The organism is Paenibacillus sp. Dod16 (assembly GCF_049893405.1).
Taxonomy (GTDB): domain Bacteria; phylum Bacillota; class Bacilli; order Paenibacillales; family Paenibacillaceae; genus Paenibacillus_AQ.
The window spans coordinates 15,144-30,623 of the sequence record NZ_JBNDYG010000048.1 but is presented as its reverse complement, the minus strand read 5'-3'; the positions used below and the strand labels follow the sequence as shown (position 1 = coordinate 30,623).

Below are 15,480 nucleotides of genomic sequence, written 5' to 3'. Positions count from 1 at the left end.
TCTGGATATCCCGGGAAATCGGGAAGGAATCGGTTATAATAAAAATAAAACAGAAGAAAAGGTGGACTTATCAACATGGCATTACACATCGTACTAGTCGAACCGGAAATTCCAGCCAATACGGGCAATATCGCCAGAACTTGCGCCGCAACGGGCACACATCTGCACCTGGTCCGTCCGCTCGGCTTTAATACAGATGACAAAACCTTGAAACGGGCCGGGCTGGATTACTGGTATGCCGTACATATTGAATATCATGATTCCTTTGAGGAGCTGCAGGCACTTTATCCGGAAGGACGCTATTTCTACGCCACGACGAAGGCGACCAAGCGTTATATGGACATCGATTATCAAGACGGGGATTTTTTGGTGTTTGGCAAAGAAACCAAGGGATTGCCGCCGGAGCTGCTAGCCGCGAATCGTGAGCATTGTATTCGCATGCCGATGACCGATAAGGTGCGTTCTTTGAATTTATCCAACTCCGCAGCGATTATGGTATATGAGGCATTGCGTCAATTGGATTTCCCGGGTATGGAATAAGTTTTGCAAAACTTTGAGTTTTTTGGGGAATATCATCCAGTATACCTAGTTGATATTGAAAAAAACTAAGAAATTCTTAATTTCCAGCAGGATTCGACAACTTTTTATCGAACTATTATACTAGGCCCTTGTTATCAGTTCTGAACTGTGGTGTCAGAAATCACTTGTTGAAAATGAAAGAGGTGTACAATCGTTATGAAACCTGCTGGTGTTGTTCGTAAAGTGGATCAGCTGGGAAGAATCGTTCTGCCTAAGTCTCTACGCAAGAGATATCAAATGAACGAGGGGGATCCCGTAGAAATTCTTGTACAGGGGGACCATATCATATTGGAGCGCTATCGTCCGAAATGCGTCTTCTGTGGTTCTATGGACGGAGTAAGCGAGTTTAAAGAACGCTATATCTGTTCACAATGCATGTCCGAAATGCAGCAGCTTCCGAAACATGCCTAGGACCTTAAATGAATCACCTTTTGCGCATCGCTAATGAGCGGTGCCTTTTTTGTCCCTCAAAAAAATAAAACTCCCCCGATATACGAGGGAGACGCCTTACAGGCCTTTGGTTTTATCATCATTGTATGCCGCGGTCCAAATGCCAACCATGTAAAGGGCGAATACGAGCATGACGATCCAAAATGTTAATGAGAACGACATTCTTGCCACCTCCTGCTAAGCTAACCTTATTATAACCACCTTGAGCCAAAAAATAAACGAGAATATGAGGGCCGATTCTATCATTTGAAAAATAAGAAGTGCGTAGGTACCGGACGCAGACTTCCGTCCGATGGTTTGTTCACGATGCGGCCGTTTAGGATTAGGGATGCGGACCCGCCGCCATCCAGATTATAAGCATCGATCACGCCCAGCTTTTTAAGCTTGTTTTGCAGCTCTTGCAGCGTGGCTCCCGATTTGCCCTTCTCATCATATCCTTCGGTAACCAGGATGAGCAGCTGATCGTCTTTGTAGTTGCCGATGACGGTACGCGGTGCCCGGCCGGGGGTCGTTCTCCATTTCTCGGGAATTGTCGTTTTGCTGCCGTTTTGGAGCAGCACGGGGACAAAGGTAGCACCGAACATGGGATCGAGCCGGTCAAGCTCGCTCTGGCTGTAGAACTTGCCGCCGATCAGCTTGCCGGATTTGCTCATGCCGACAAAGGCAAGATCCTTAAAGCTCGGTTGAAACCCCGAGACGTATTTGCCATCATAATAGGTCGTGCTCAGCGGATGTCTGCCCCCGTTCCCGTCAGCGTATCCACCGGCATTAATCCCCGCGACCGCACCATGCCGGCTTACGGCACGCATGGTGGTTTCGACGGACCCGGGTCTGCCGCTTTCGCTGCCAAGCGACATCTTCATCGCGGAGGGATCCTTCAGTTTGACCTTCATCGCATAGCCGTGATAGGTGCCCGGATTGATCTTGTACAACTCGATTCGAATCCGGTCACTGTTGACCGTTTCAATAGGGACACCCAATTTGGTTGTGATCCGTCGATTATAGATTTGCTCCGGGCGCACGGCTTGCGATTCCGCTGTTTGCAGAATGGTTCCCACTGTGGCGGTCGTTTGCCGATAGAGCTTGGCCGTTTTTTCAATGGAGGATATCGTCTGTTCCGCAGAGACGGCGGCTTGATCCAAATCCTGTTTGATCACGGCTGATTGTTCCGATATGCTGCCGGATGGTATGTATTCGGCGGTGTCGTGCGACAGACGCGGCGGTTCCGTGATTAACCACATACACAGCAGCATTCCGATAAAAGGTGCAATGGCCAGCATAAACGTACGGTTTAACTGCTTGGGACGGATATACTTCAGTTTTCTCACTTCAGCAGCTCCATCTTGCGTTCCAGATCTTTCAGCTGTTTCTCAACTTGGCTTAGTTGACTGTACAGCTTGTTGCTGTTGTCTGTTTTGCCGCTAGCCTGATCCTTGGTAAAGGTCAGCAGCTCATTAAACGACTGAACCTTGCTCTGCATTTCGTCCATTTCCTGAACCAGCTCGTTAAACCTTTGGTCGTACTCTGCTTTGAATGACGCCATTTCCTGGCGCGTATCCTGCTGCAGCTGCACCACAACTTGCTCCTTCAAGTGATTGCTATATAGGTAGGCTGCGGTGGTACCCAGCCCGATGAGAACAATCCAAAATACCCAGAACCATTTGGTGGATGGCCCCTTTTGCTGCACTTCCTCACGGGATTTATAGGGGGTATTGTGTTCCTGGTCCAACATTGGCATTTCATCACCCCTCAAAAACTATCAATTTTTCCAAATTTCATTCTAACATGTCAGAATTACTTTCGCAAAGACGAACCAATAGCACTTGTTTTTATGAAAAATAGATTGCCTAGAAAGATAGAGTGGGATACAATCTGTATAGATTTGATTATCAAATAGGATACATATAAGACATTCGCCATGCATACCGTCAAAGGCCCTGCGCCTATAGGATTAATTAACCTAATTTCTATACGTATAACGGCTCTAAATTGCGTCTATCCATATCTGCAAACAACGAAGATTCGCAATACCGGATATGTAGGAAATTGACGGCGCTTACTTAATAGAGACACTAGAGATTCAAGTTTGTTGATACAGGAGGTCTATTAGAAAATGAATCAGGTTTGGCGGGTAATTATCGTCGGCAGTCAACCTACAAGCATGCTGGGAACAAAATTGATTTTGGAAGAGCAGCAGGATCTGCTCGTTGAGGGAATGACATCCTCGGATTCAGAAGGGCTTCGAATGGTCGGGGATTTGCTTCCTGACTTGGTACTATTGGATTATCATTTGTCGGAACATACCTCGGAAGCCGTATTGGAGCAGATGAAGCAGCTGTCCCCGAAGACCCATGTCGTCATTATGACTGACAATGATGGCCTTCCTTTGCTGCAATCCTTGATCAGCCGAGGGGCAAGCGGCCTATTGTCCAAGCAGGCATCCACATTTCAGCTCATACATATGATTACCGGACTCCGGGAAGGCGTTGCCTCACTGCCGCTCGACTGGGTAAGGCAAGGCATCTGGCCGTTAACGGCCTCTGCAATGAACGAGGGCGGACTCCAGCTCTCCGAGACGGAGGCTTTTATAATGGAACGGATTGTCCAGGGCATTACATACGACAAAATCGCCATGGAAATTCAGGTGAGCCGCCGCTCGATTGACAATTACCTTCGTAAAATCTACGTGAAGCTCGGGGTATCCACCCGTGCACAGGCGATCGAGAAGTATGCGCTGTATACCCGTCAAGGCAGACAAATATATGCCTAATGCAGGATTAAGGTATAATATATACATATCAGGAATACCTTTTAGAGGTTGTTAAGAGGCTCCTGAATACAAAACCGAGGTTTTGATAACGGTTAGAGGAGGGACTTCCATGCAGTATTCCTTTGCTTCCCGTGCACAGACCCTTTTGTCATCCCCGCTGCGCGATATCAGGGAACTTGCGAAGCGGGATTCTTTTATTTCCTTGGCAGAAGAGCTGCCGGCCGAAGAGTTATTTCCTTTGCATTCACTGGCAGAAGCGGCGACCTCGGTGCTCTCCGAGGACCCGCTCGCCTTGCAGTACGGTGAGGCTGAAGGTTATGGACCGCTGCGCGAGTGGCTGAGCGAGGACTTTTCCCGCCGTAAAGGCCTGAGCATCCAGCCGCAGCATATTCTGCTGACTACAGGGACGCAGCAGGCCATCGATTTGCTGGTCAGGGTGTATGTGGACCCGGGCGATCCGGTGCTGGTGGAGAACCCCACCTCACCGGGACTGCTCCAGGTGCTGCGTCTCCAAGGTGCCGTCATCGTGCCTGTGGAGGGAGATCAAGATGGGATGCTGCCAGAGCACCTGGAGGCCATGATCCGGCAGCACAAGCCGAAGCTGCTTATGGCTGCGCCCAATTTTACCAATCCGACAGGCGTGATGTGGAGCTTGGAGCGGCGTCAGCAGGTGCTGGAACTGTGTATCTCGCATGGACTTCTTATCGTGGAGGATGATTCTTACGGCGATCTTTATTTTGCGGACGCCAAGAATCCGAAGCCCCGAATTCCTTCCATCTTCTCACTAGAGGAGCCGCAGGGAGGACATGTTCTGTATGTGGGCTCGTTCAGTAAAACGGTAGCGCCGGCGCTGCGTACGGGATGGGCTGCCGGGAACCGGCGCTTGATTGAGATGATGACGGCCGTGAAGCAGATGGCCGACTGGCAATCCAGCATGCTGAACCAGCGGATGCTGCACCATCTGCTGGAATCGAAGCATTTCAAGCTGGAGGACCATATCGGCATGCTCAATCGGGAATACGCAACGAGGCTCAAGCTGATGGTGGAGCTGCTGAAACGCAGCGCGTGGAAGGATTCGAAGTATGCGGTGCCTCCCGGGGGGATGTTTCTCTGGGTACAGCTGCCTCCGGGCTTGAATGGGGATGCGCTCCTAAGAGCCGCTCTATTAAAAGGAGCCGCTTTCCTGCCAGGCTCGATGTGCTCGGCGGCAGATCGTACCCGTGAGTGTATCCGGCTGAATTTTACGCATCCGGGGCGGGATGAGCTGCTGCTCGGCATGAATCTCATCAGCGAAGCCGTGATGGAGTTTACAGCCCGGAATTAGACATGGAAGGTTTCTTTATGCGAATCGTGTATAACATAGCAAAGCTGCTGATTGAGCCTGATTTCAGGTTCGGAATAGAATCAGCAGCTTTTTTTCATGGGCGAATATGTACTTGTTCGGAGTTCTGCCTGCAGAATCTATGATTTCAATACGGAAGCATAGTCTGCCAGAGCCTGTACGCCGGCCGGTGTCAGCACGTAGCGACCGCGGCTCACCCGACGGAACCAGCCATAGTAATTGCGCTGCAGAATGTCAGCCGCCGATCCCACGCCGCTTCGATCCCGCACGGCCGCGGGAGAAATACCGGACAGCACCGATGGGGCATGCCCTTCTTGGAGCTCATGCCCCTCCTGTAGTTCGCGCGAGCTTCGCTGCTCTACTTCGGCCGCACTCATGGCAGCAGCAACGCGCAGCGTCTTCTCGCGATAAGCGGTAACCAGCTTGGCTCTCGTCACCCCGCCCGTGTTGTAATCGCCGCTGCGCTCCCGAAATTCATACAGCAGGCGTTCCTTGCGCCTGATGGCGGTGCGGCCCTTCTGCACGGCGATCTCCGGCTCGCAGAGCACCTCGACGAAGGGCGCTTTGGTTTTGTAGAAGGTGACCGTAATGAGTCCTAGTCCCAAACGTCCGCAGAGCCCCGTCAGCTCCGCCCAGCGCTGATTGACGGCTCCTTTCTTCGCCCGGCTCTTTTCGACGGCAAGGTAAACGTAGGGGGTCAGCTTTAACCGCTCGATGCCCTGGAGCAGAAGGGCCAGATTGAAGGTTTTTTTCAGCTCCACGATCAGTGGTTCATCGGCGCCCTCTTTCATGCCGACAAGATCACAATTGCGTACTTCACCCTTCACTTCATAACCGTTTAGTTCAAAAAAGGCCTTCAGGGGAGCGTACAGTTCGGCTTCATGCTTTATCGCCATGATGACTCTCCTTTATTCGAAAGATGCTTTAATGTCAAGTTAATGTAATTTCAGTATAGCATGGGGACGGCTCGCATGGCGTACCCGAGTGTAGAATGGACCGGTGGTTAGATAAAATTGCATGCGCATGACTTCGAAAATAAGGTCAACTATTCCAAGCAAGTCGCATAGGTATGTAATACACTTTTTCGAAAATGGAATGTTTTCTAATGACGCTGTGGAATGGAAGCCAATCCCCATAAACAGACTCATAGGAGGTAGCGAAATGGATATTTTCGAACGCATAGCATCGTATCGGGCAGAAGGCGACCGTTTGGCGTGGAGCGGCACATTCAGGGAATATATTGAAATACTTAAGAAGGATCCCTCTCCAGCCATGACGGCACATGCCCGTGTATATGACATGATCGAATCCTACGGTTTCGAAGAGAGCGGGGGCCAGAAAAAATATAAGTTTTTTGAACAGGAAATCTTCGGTCTCGACCGAGCTGTTGAGAAACTCGTTGAAGAATATTTCCATTCCGCGGCCCGCAGGCTGGATGTGCGCAAACGCATACTGCTGCTTATGGGGCCTGTCAGCGGCGGAAAATCCACGCTGGTCACGCTGCTGAAGCGCGGCCTGGAGAAGCACTCCCGTACCGATCGGGGAGCCATATACGCGATCTCCGGCTGCCCAATGCAGGAAGAGCCGCTGCATCTTATTCCGCTGGAGCTCAGACCGGAAATCGAGAAGGAGCTTGGCGTCCGAATCGAGGGCAATTTGTGCCCGGCCTGCCAGCTTCGCCTTAAGACCGAATACGGCGGAGATATCGAACAAGTCGAAGTCGAGCGGGTATTAATCTCCGAGGAGAACCGCGTCGGCATCGGTACATTCAGTCCGTCCGATCCCAAGTCGCAGGACATTGCCGATTTAACCGGCAGCATCGATTTCTCCACCATTACGGAATACGGCTCGGAATCGGATCCGCGGGCCTATCGCTTTGACGGTGAGTTAAACAAGGCCAACCGCGGTTTGATGGAATTCCAGGAGATGCTGAAATGCGACGAAAAATTTCTGTGGAATTTGCTCTCCCTGACCCAGGAGGGGAATTTTAAAGCCGGCCGGTTTGCACTGATTAGCGCGGATGAGCTGATCGTGGCTCACACCAACGAATCCGAGTACAAAGCATTTATCGCCAATAAGAAAAACGAGGCGCTGCAATCCCGGATGATTGTCATGCCGATTCCGTATAATCTACGAGTCAGCGACGAGGAGAAAATCTACTCGAAGCTGATCGGCCAAAGCGATATGAAGCATATCCATATCGCGCCGCACGCGCTTCGTTCTGCCGCGATATTCTCCGTCTTGACTCGTCTGAAGGAAACGAAGAAGCAGGGCATGGATCTGATCAAGAAGATGCGCATGTACGACGGTGTGGAAGTCGAAGGGTATAAAGAAGCGGACCTGAAGGAGATGCAGAATGAATATCTGGAAGAAGGCATGTCCGGGATTGATCCGCGGTATGTCATTAACCGGATATCCAGTGCTTTGATTAAGCAGGATCTTCAATGCATTAACGCGCTGGATATGCTGCGGGCGATCAAGGATGGGCTGGATCAGCATGCCTCGATTGCCAAGGAGGAGCGGGAGCGCTATCTGAATTTTATTGCCGCCGCACGCAAGGAGTATGATGATCTGGCGAAGAAGGAAGTCCAGAAGGCCTTTGTGTATTCCTTCGAGGAGTCTGCCAAGACGCTGTTCGAGAACTATTTGGATAACATCGAAGCATTCTGCAACTGGACGAAAATCCGCGATCCGTTAACCGATGAGGAGATGGATCCGGACGAAAGACTGATGCGTTCGATCGAGGAGCAGATCGGCGTCTCGGAAAACGCGAAGAAGGCTTTCCGGGAGGAGATCATGATTCGCATCTCGGCTTATTCCCGAAAGGGCAAAAAGTTCGAATATCACAATCATGAGCGCCTGCGCGAGGCGATTGAGAAGAAGCTGTTCACCGACCTGAAGGATATCGTCAAGATTACAACCTCGACGAAAACGCCGGATGCCGTGCAGTTAAAACGGATCAACGAGGTGAGCTCCAGACTGATCGAGGAGCATGGGTACTGCCCGGTATGCGCGAACGAGCTGCTGCGTTATGTGGGCAGTCTGTTGAACCGGTAATATCGGATAGAATAACGGAATGCCGTGAGAAACCACCTGTGAAGTTAGGGTGGTTTCTCATGCTTTGGGATGAAATGGCCCGGTTGGGTGGTGTAAATATACACACAATTAGGACTTTAGCATTATGTCTGCATGGTAAATATAGTCTATAATGGACCCTAAGTACTTGAACCTGTGATATGGATCACGCTATTTAGGAGTGGAGTTATCGAAATGATTGATGTTTCCCCGAAAAGACGCCAACAGTTGGAGTATATCGGATTGGATGAACAAGGGCTGGAGCTGCTGGCCAATCATCGCGACGTGTTTGCGAAGGTGGTTGAAGAGGTCGTTAACCGGTTTTACGCGCAGATCGGGACGCAGCCGCAGCTGATGCAGATTATCGAGCGCACCTCGACCGTGGAACGGCTTAAGGAGACCCAGCGGGTATATTGGATGTCCCTTGCGGCAGGAAGAGTGGATGAAACTTATATTGCCGAACGGATTAAGATCGGACAAGTTCACTCCAGAATCGGCCTGAAAACGGATTATTACCTTGGAAGCTACATGGTTTATCTGGATATCGCCACTGATTTACTGAAGCAAATCGTACCGGATCAGTGGATTCAAGTGGTGCATGCGCTGAGCAAGATGTTTAATTTGGATTCCCAGCTCGTTCTAGAAGCTTACGAAATGAAAGAGAAAGAGAAAATCAACAATTTGGTATCGGATCAACAAAGAATGTTGGAAGCGATTACAAACGCAGTTCAAGAATTGACGGCCATGATCGTGGAGCTGGATCAAAGCGCGGCGATAATGGCTGACAATGCGATCAAAACAGCGGAAGCACAGGAAAAAGCGCATACGCTGACTTCCGAGCTGGGCGAAGAAATTCTGCATATTGAGCAGATGGGAAGCTTGATCAGGGAAATCTCGGATCAGAGCCACTTGCTCGGTCTGAATGCGGCGATTGAGGCTGCTCATGCCGGAGAATTAGGCAGAGGCTTCGAGGTGGTTGCCGGGGAAGTTCGAAAGCTGGCCACCCATTCCAAGAAGGCGATGGACGAGATTCAGGACAAGGTCAGCGGCATTATCCGCAAGCTGGGGCTTGTGGAGCAAGAATCAGAGAAAACATCCTTGAACGCACGAAATCAGGCGGCAAGCTCGCAGGAATTGGCTGCTTTTGTGAAAATGATGGAAAAGCTGGCCGATGATTTGGAATCACTTCAGCATGAATATGATGTTCAGAAGCATGATGTCCAAGAGGGAGCCATATCCCAGAAGGTAAGTGTATAACAGGGATCCAAGAAGCGAACAGATTAAGGATATCCCTAAACAACAGCAGCACCCGCGCATGGAGGAATCCCCCAACGCGGGTGCTGCTGCTTTATGCCGCCATAATGGCCTTCAAGGGCTGCGTTGTTAAATAAATCGCCGATGAAGCTTCTTGCCGTCGTAGGAGAACAGGATCGGTTTGCCCTCGATCATGCTGTGCAGATGCACGGGTTTGCCCCAGAGGCGGTAAACATAAGGGATGGTACGCTCCATATATTTCAGGTCAAGCTCAATGCCCTCATACAGATGCTTGATCATCAGCTCACCGGAGCGAAGATGATCGCCATCGGTTACCACGAGAAACGGCGAGCCGCCATTTACGCGGGAGACGACCAGCTGGTCGCGGATATTTTCCCACGCCTTGTCGGTGATTTTCCACTCCGGTCCTTTTTTCTCGAAGACATAGAGGTCCAGGTCCTCCACGAGTTCCTTCGTTAAATAATTGCGCAGGAAGGAAATATCGGAGTCGTATTCGCGTACATCAAACATCTTCTCCCGATCCCAGCGGCGTTCGATATCCTCAAAGATCTTCAGCCCAAGGTAGTAAGGGTTCAGGCTGTGGCGCGACGGCTGCACGACCGAGGCGTTGAGCTTGGCGAATTCCACCGTTTCCTCGCTGGTCAGGTCCATCTCCCGCAGAATGCGCTGATGCCAGTACGAAGCCCAGCCCTCATTCATGATTTTGGTTTCCATCTGCGGCCAGAAGTACAGCATTTCCTCGCGCAGCATACTCATAATGTCCCGCTGCCAATCCTCCAGAATATCGGAGTGCTCCTGAATGAACCACATGATGTCTTTCTCCGGCTCGGGCGGGAAGCGTTTGGGTGCTGCCGGTGTTTTATCGGCTTTGTCTTCGCCGTCTTCATCCATATCCCACAAATCATCGTACCGGCCAGGAGGCTTCTGCCGTTTGGCTTCCTCCTTACGCTCCAGCACCCGCCGTGCATTGTACCGTTGCTTATCGAGTTTATCCGGTCTTATGATATGCGGATCCACATGCTCTTGAATCGCCAGCACAGCGTCGATAAACTGCTCCACCGCCTCCGTACCGTGCTCAATCTCATAACGGGAGATGCGCTCGGCAGTAGCCGACATGCTCTCAACCATATTACGGTTGGAGACGGAGAAGCGGGCGTTGTTTTTAAAGAAATCGCAGTGTGCAAGGACATGGGCCACAATGAGTTTATTTTGAATCAGGGAGTTGCCGTCCAGAAGAAACGCATAACATGGATTGGAGTTGATCACGAGCTCGTAGATTTTGCTAAGGCCGAAGTCGTACTGCATCTTCATTTTATTGAAGGTTTTTCCGAAGCTCCAGTGGCTGAACCGGGTAGGCATGCCGTATGCGCCGAAGGTATATATGATGTCTGCCGGGCAGATCTCATATCGCATAGGGTAAAAATCAAGGCCAAAGCCTGTAGCGATCTCGGTAATCTCCGCAATGGAACGTTCCAGTTCCGCGATCTCGTCTTGGTGCACGAGAATCCCCCCTTCGTTATTAAAAACATGGTTCTTATCATTTATATGGAATCTTGCTGCAGATATGCGGGCTGGAAAGGGAATCCATGAACGGATGATGGATAAACGTACAGGCTTTGGGTCAAAAAAAGAGCTGTTCTCGTTCCTCAGACGCAGCGAGCTGCCAGACCATGTAACGATGCCCCTCGGAAAGCTTTGCGTTATAATGGGATTAATCCAGCGGTTTGGCAGACTTCTCCATTTATTAACCGATGGATAATAAGATGAGGTCAGGGAGGCAAATGAATGATCGAATTTCCTAAACCCGATGTGGAGCAATTTTTTCAAACTTATGGCATTCGTACCTTCGGAATCAGCGCAGACGAGTCACGGCTCGTGTTCAGCAGCAGCCTGAACGGAAAGTTCAATTTATGGGCCATGGAGTTAGAAGGGGAGACGTCCTACCCTTATCCGCTTACATACAATGACCAGATCGCAAGCTTTATCAAGCTGGACCCGGAAGGGCGACATATCCTAACGGCATTTGACCGTGACGGGAATGAGAACTATCAGTTTCATGCGCTGCCTTGGAATGGTGGCGAACCGATGCCTTTGTTCGAAGGGGCGGATGCGGATGACAAACATTATTTCGTGCATCTGTCGGAGGATGGCAAGCGATTGTATTACGTCACGTCGAAGGGGAATCCGTCCTTCCTGAATTCGCGCGTATATCATCTGGACACCAAGGAGGATCATTTGCTGCATGAAGGCGAGGTGACGTCGACCGAAATGTGTGCCGTGAGCCCCGACGAGAAAACCATCGCATATACGAAAATGTATGCCAACACCTACTATGTCAGTTACGTGAAGCGTGAAGGCGGCGAGCCGCTCTGCTTGACGCCTTCCCCTGATCAGGTTCACATCTCGGGTGATGTGCTGTTTGCCAGCAATGACCAGGTCATTTTCGCAACGGATTACGAATCGGAATTTTCATATGTAGCCACTTACGACATTCCTCAGCAGAAGCTTGAACCGCTGTGCCGTTTCGACCGGGAGAGCATCCAGCTCTTGCGCTACCATAAGGATTCACGGACTCTCTATATCGTCACGGAAAAAGGGGTGGAGGATCGACTGTATGCCTATTCGCTCGACAGCGGCGCATTAACCGCCATTCCTCTTCCATCGGATATCGTGGAGCAGCTGAACGTGACAAAGTCCGGCAATCTGTACCTGCTTGCCCGCGGCGCCGTGAAGCCGCTTAACATTTACCGTTACGCCGGCGGCGCATGGAGTTTGATCACGAAGAACGTATTGACAGGATTAACCGACGAGGACATGGTGACGCCGGAGGTTGTGACGTATCCTTCTTTTGACGGCATGGAGATCGAAGCGCTCCTGTTCCGAGCCAAAGACCATGTGGCGAACGGTTATACGGTTTTTTGGCCGCATGGCGGCCCGCAAGCCTCGGAACGCAAGCAGTTCCGTTCCATGTTCCAGTATATTCTGGCCAAAGGGTATCACATCTTCTGTCCGAACTTCCGGGGAAGCACGGGTTACGGCAGCTCCTTCGTGAAATTGGTGGAGCAGGATTGGGGCGAGGGACCGCGCAAGGACTGCTTGGCAGGCATGGATTGGCTGTTTGAGCAAGGCATTTCAAGCCGTGAGAAGCTCTTCGTGATGGGCGGAAGCTACGGCGGGTATATGACTCTGCTGCTGGCAGGACGTAATCCGGAGTATTTCAAAGCGGCCATTGATATCGTCGGGGTCAGCAACCTGTTTACCTTCTACAACTCGGTACCCGAGCACTGGAAGCCGATTATGGAGCGCTGGATAGGCGATCCGGAACGGGATAAAGAACGCTTTATCAAGGATTCGCCGATTACGTACCTGGATGATATGGTGAACCCGATGCTGATCATCCAAGGGGCTAACGATCCGCGTGTCGTCAAAGAGGAATCTGACCAAATCGTCGAAGCCTTGAGGGCGAAAGGCCGTGATGTGGAGTATCTCGTGTTCGATGACGAGGGGCATGGCATTACGAAGAAGGCCAACGAAAAAATCGCTTATGCGCGGATGGTCGAATTCCTGAAGCGCAATCAGTAAGAAGCCGTATGAAAAAAGAGGCGTACCCAAGGTCCATTCGGACTCTGAGGTGCGCCTCTTCCCTTTAGTTATCTATAGTCTCGCTCGGATTCCAGAGCTTGATTCCATCGTCCTCCAGGATGCCTAAGGTCACATCCGAAATGTTCGGATCCTGGGTCAGCAGGGCGTTGATTCTCATTTTGGAATGGCCGGCCTCGGCCAGGGTCATCCCTTTCTTCAGTTCAATGTAGGCCTCCACATGATAGTTGCGGCCTTCCTGCAGGATGCGAAGACGATTGATGTCGCGGACATCCGGATCGCCGAGTATGATCTGGGAGATCTTCTCTTCTACTTCATTCGGAGCGGCGACGCCGATTAAGCCGACCATATTGTCATATCCGACCTTAAAGGCTACGCCCACCATCAGACAGCCGATCAGGATCGTGGCGATTCCGTCCAGGATGAGGAAATTGAAGAAATGCGCGAACACAATGGCGATCAGCGCGAAGAGGGCGCCAAGCGTAGCCACGATGTCTTCATAGAACACAAGCCGTGTAGGCGGGGCAGCGCGGCCGGCATTTTTGAAAGCGGCGGGCAGCAGGGCAAATCCGGATGCTTGAACACGGGTTTCCTTCATAATCTCTTTCATAGCTTTCATCAGGATAGAGCCATCAATGATAACGGCAATGGCCAGCACAATGAAATTAAGCCAGAAATTCGTGGCTTCTTCCGGATGCTTTAACAGCTTGAAGCCTTTCAGTATCGTTTCGTAGGCCATGATGGTGACCACGATCACCGCGACCATGCAGACCAGATTAATGACCCTGCCGAATCCGGTGGGGAACTTCTTGGTCGGCTTTCGCTCGGCCAGCACGCTGCCTACGAATACAAACCCCTGGTTTACGGCATCGGCCACCGAGTGCATGGCGGATGCAAACATCGTACCGCTGCCGCTAACGGACGCCGCTATCCCTTTGATTATGGCCAATCCCGTGTTGCCCAGTGCTGCAATGGCGGATGAGGTGTTTCCTTTCTTAATAAGCTGCCATGTGTTCTTCAATCCGAACCCTCCGTCTATTTTGTCGATTTCGATTTAAATCCGAAGTATATATTATCATATCATGCCAAATTAAGGGTATCCCCAATCCTCACGTGAAACATGATGTCATACATATTACTTAACATGTTTTTTGTTACATTAATCATGATTTACTCATATCTTCATTTCTTACCCAATACATTAAGAATATAGTGGAAAATAAAGGGATGTATGTAGTGAACAGGGTTGGTAAGTGGTCTTTAGGAGGATGTGGCGAATCGAGTTACCGCTGGATGACAAAGCGTAAACTGCCTTGCAGCAAAGTGAAAAAACATAAGGAGGAAATGTTATGAAAGCGTTAACAAGTCCGGAGGCAGCGAAAGGCAAGGCGAATGAGGAATGGGGCCTGATTATATGCTCCAGATGTGATGAAATGGTGGACACGATTCCAACCGACGGAGTGAAGATCATTTATGGATATTGCGGAAAAGGGGAATGCAAAGGCACAGACCCTCAAAATTAATGGATGATCGTTAGCGGAATGTAAACAAAGCATGCTTTTTTGGGAGAAATCTTCCAGAAAGCATGCTTTTTTATGGATTTATAACCTTTTTTGATGGGTATTAAAAAAATGATTGATACCTAATTATGCATTTTTTAGACGAAAATATGTTGCATATATATTATATATGACGTATTATATCGGCAAGTAGAGGAAATGCACGCAGGAGGGATCACTATCGAACTGACGACAAGGCAGCAGGATATCGTCGATATCGTAAAAAAACATGCACCCATTACAGGAGATCAGATTGCGGAGATGCTGAATGTCAGCCGAGCCACCCTTCGTACCGATTTATCCAAACTGGTGGTTCTGGATTATATTGATGCCAAGCCAAAGGTCGGGTACTTTCTGGGAAAGCGGGGAACGCGCGACCGGGAGGAGAAGTTCCGCCTTCTCAAAATGAAGGTAGGCGATCTGCACGGTGTTCCGGTTATAGTGCGTGAGACCACGACGATTCATGAAGCCGTTGTATCCTTGTTTCTGGAGAACGTGGGGAATCTGATCGTTACCGATGCCGATGGTCATCTGGCCGGGATTGTGTCCCGCAAGGATCTGCTTAAGGTAACGCTTGGCAACCCGACGGCATCCTCCATGCCGGTAAGCCTGATCATGACCCGCCGGGCTAACGTGACAACCGTGCAGCCGGAAGATACGGTGCTGGATGCCGCCCGGAAAATCATCAACCATCAAATCGATAGCCTGCCGGTTGTCGTTCCGTCCGCTACGGGGAATCCGGGGGAACACTGGAAGGTTGTCGGTCGGATCACAAAAACGAATATTATCAAAATGCTGCTCGACATGGTAGCCGAGGAATAATGGGAGGA

Annotated in this window: 14 protein-coding genes; 9 read left to right on the top strand and 5 right to left on the bottom strand. The window is 50.4% G+C overall.

Annotated features, from left to right (window positions below; all coding sequences use genetic code 11):
* The first annotated feature begins 75 nt into the window (after positions 1-75).
* Positions 76-540 carry a tRNA (uridine(34)/cytosine(34)/5-carboxymethylaminomethyluridine(34)-2'-O)-methyltransferase TrmL gene (gene trmL, locus ACPV3A_RS29915; RefSeq protein WP_194544294.1) on the top strand — a complete coding sequence of 155 codons (465 nt, stop codon included), beginning with the start codon at positions 76-78 and terminating at the stop codon, positions 538-540.
* Between the two features lie 195 nt (positions 541-735).
* Positions 736-990, top strand: a complete 255-nt coding sequence (locus ACPV3A_RS29910; protein ID WP_009595823.1) for an AbrB/MazE/SpoVT family DNA-binding domain-containing protein — start codon at positions 736-738, stop codon at positions 988-990.
* Positions 991-1,271: 281 nt separating this feature from the next.
* Here the strand turns inward: ACPV3A_RS29910 and ACPV3A_RS29905 are convergent, their stop codons facing one another.
* Both ACPV3A_RS29905 and ACPV3A_RS29900 read right to left on the bottom strand, forming a co-directional pair.
* Positions 1,272-2,357, bottom strand: coding sequence for a phosphodiester glycosidase family protein (locus tag ACPV3A_RS29905; protein ID WP_426203285.1), 1,086 nt, complete (start codon positions 2,355-2,357; stop codon positions 1,272-1,274).
* Positions 2,354-2,761 (bottom strand): hypothetical protein, encoded by a 408-nt coding sequence (locus ACPV3A_RS29900; RefSeq protein WP_426203302.1) that lies wholly within the window; start codon positions 2,759-2,761, stop codon positions 2,354-2,356. Before ACPV3A_RS29900 ends, ACPV3A_RS29905 begins: the two co-directional genes overlap by 4 nt.
* A gap of 381 nt (positions 2,762-3,142) precedes the next feature.
* Here ACPV3A_RS29900 and ACPV3A_RS29895 point away from each other — a divergent pair, with 381 nt between their 5' ends.
* Together ACPV3A_RS29895 and ACPV3A_RS29890 are read left to right on the top strand one after the other, a co-directional pair.
* Positions 3,143-3,799 carry a DNA-binding response regulator gene (locus tag ACPV3A_RS29895; protein WP_426203283.1) on the top strand — a complete coding sequence of 219 codons (657 nt, stop codon included), beginning with the start codon at positions 3,143-3,145 and terminating at the stop codon, positions 3,797-3,799.
* Between the two features lie 109 nt (positions 3,800-3,908).
* Positions 3,909-5,123, top strand: coding sequence for a PLP-dependent aminotransferase family protein (locus ACPV3A_RS29890; RefSeq protein ID WP_426203281.1), 1,215 nt, complete (start codon positions 3,909-3,911; stop codon positions 5,121-5,123).
* A gap of 137 nt (positions 5,124-5,260) precedes the next feature.
* Here ACPV3A_RS29890 and ACPV3A_RS29885 read toward each other — a convergent pair whose 3' ends face one another.
* Positions 5,261-6,037, bottom strand: coding sequence for a DUF2161 family putative PD-(D/E)XK-type phosphodiesterase (locus tag ACPV3A_RS29885; protein ID WP_426203278.1), 777 nt, complete (start codon positions 6,035-6,037; stop codon positions 5,261-5,263).
* A 265-nt stretch (positions 6,038-6,302) separates the two neighbouring features.
* Between ACPV3A_RS29885 and ACPV3A_RS29880 the strand changes: the two genes are divergently transcribed.
* Positions 6,303-8,198 carry a PrkA family serine protein kinase gene (locus ACPV3A_RS29880; RefSeq protein ID WP_076324448.1) on the top strand — a complete coding sequence of 632 codons (1,896 nt, stop codon included), beginning with the start codon at positions 6,303-6,305 and terminating at the stop codon, positions 8,196-8,198.
* Positions 8,199-8,411: 213 nt separating this feature from the next.
* Positions 8,412-9,473, top strand: a complete 1,062-nt coding sequence (locus ACPV3A_RS29875; protein ID WP_426203276.1) for a protoglobin domain-containing protein — start codon at positions 8,412-8,414, stop codon at positions 9,471-9,473.
* A gap of 126 nt (positions 9,474-9,599) precedes the next feature.
* On the opposite strand, the gene ACPV3A_RS29870 is transcribed toward ACPV3A_RS29875, so the two are convergent.
* Positions 9,600-10,991: a SpoVR family protein gene (locus ACPV3A_RS29870; protein ID WP_426203273.1), complete on the bottom strand. Its 1,392-nt coding sequence runs from the start codon at positions 10,989-10,991 to the stop codon at positions 9,600-9,602.
* A 285-nt stretch (positions 10,992-11,276) separates the two neighbouring features.
* On the opposite strand from ACPV3A_RS29870, the gene ACPV3A_RS29865 reads away from it, so the two are divergent.
* Positions 11,277-13,073, top strand: coding sequence for an alpha/beta fold hydrolase (locus tag ACPV3A_RS29865; RefSeq protein WP_426203270.1), 1,797 nt, complete (start codon positions 11,277-11,279; stop codon positions 13,071-13,073).
* Positions 13,074-13,137: 64 nt separating this feature from the next.
* Here ACPV3A_RS29865 and ACPV3A_RS29860 read toward each other — a convergent pair whose 3' ends face one another.
* Positions 13,138-14,112 carry a cation diffusion facilitator family transporter gene (locus ACPV3A_RS29860; protein WP_426203268.1) on the bottom strand — a complete coding sequence of 325 codons (975 nt, stop codon included), beginning with the start codon at positions 14,110-14,112 and terminating at the stop codon, positions 13,138-13,140.
* Positions 14,113-14,440: 328 nt separating this feature from the next.
* Here ACPV3A_RS29860 and ACPV3A_RS29855 point away from each other — a divergent pair, with 328 nt between their 5' ends.
* On the top strand, positions 14,441-14,614 hold the full coding sequence (locus ACPV3A_RS29855; protein ID WP_074961774.1) for a GapA-binding peptide SR1P: 174 nt from the start codon (positions 14,441-14,443) through the stop codon (positions 14,612-14,614).
* A 195-nt stretch (positions 14,615-14,809) separates the two neighbouring features.
* Complete coding sequence (locus ACPV3A_RS29850; RefSeq protein ID WP_194544283.1) at positions 14,810-15,472, top strand: helix-turn-helix transcriptional regulator; 663 nt, start codon at positions 14,810-14,812, stop codon at positions 15,470-15,472.
* Positions 15,473-15,480 lie beyond the last annotated feature (8 nt).

Excerpts from the sequence above, each read along its gene's own strand:
- ACPV3A_RS29875 (WP_426203276.1), top strand. The coding sequence starts at position 8,412 with ATGATTGATGTTTCCCCGAAAAGACGCCAACAGTTGGAGTATATCGGA.
- ACPV3A_RS29855 (WP_074961774.1), top strand. The coding sequence starts at position 14,441 with ATGAAAGCGTTAACAAGTCCGGAGGCAGCGAAAGGCAAGGCGAATGAG.
- ACPV3A_RS29865 (WP_426203270.1), top strand. The coding sequence starts at position 11,277 with ATGATCGAATTTCCTAAACCCGATGTGGAGCAATTTTTTCAAACTTAT.
- ACPV3A_RS29880 (WP_076324448.1), top strand. The coding sequence starts at position 6,303 with ATGGATATTTTCGAACGCATAGCATCGTATCGGGCAGAAGGCGACCGT.
- ACPV3A_RS29850 (WP_194544283.1), top strand. The coding sequence starts at position 14,810 with ATGCACGCAGGAGGGATCACTATCGAACTGACGACAAGGCAGCAGGAT.
- trmL (WP_194544294.1), top strand. The coding sequence starts at position 76 with ATGGCATTACACATCGTACTAGTCGAACCGGAAATTCCAGCCAATACG.
- ACPV3A_RS29890 (WP_426203281.1), top strand. The coding sequence starts at position 3,909 with ATGCAGTATTCCTTTGCTTCCCGTGCACAGACCCTTTTGTCATCCCCG.
- ACPV3A_RS29885 (WP_426203278.1), bottom strand. The coding sequence starts at position 6,037 with ATGGCGATAAAGCATGAAGCCGAACTGTACGCTCCCCTGAAGGCCTTT.
- ACPV3A_RS29895 (WP_426203283.1), top strand. The coding sequence starts at position 3,143 with ATGAATCAGGTTTGGCGGGTAATTATCGTCGGCAGTCAACCTACAAGC.
- ACPV3A_RS29900 (WP_426203302.1), bottom strand. The coding sequence starts at position 2,761 with ATGTTGGACCAGGAACACAATACCCCCTATAAATCCCGTGAGGAAGTG.
- ACPV3A_RS29910 (WP_009595823.1), top strand. The coding sequence starts at position 736 with ATGAAACCTGCTGGTGTTGTTCGTAAAGTGGATCAGCTGGGAAGAATC.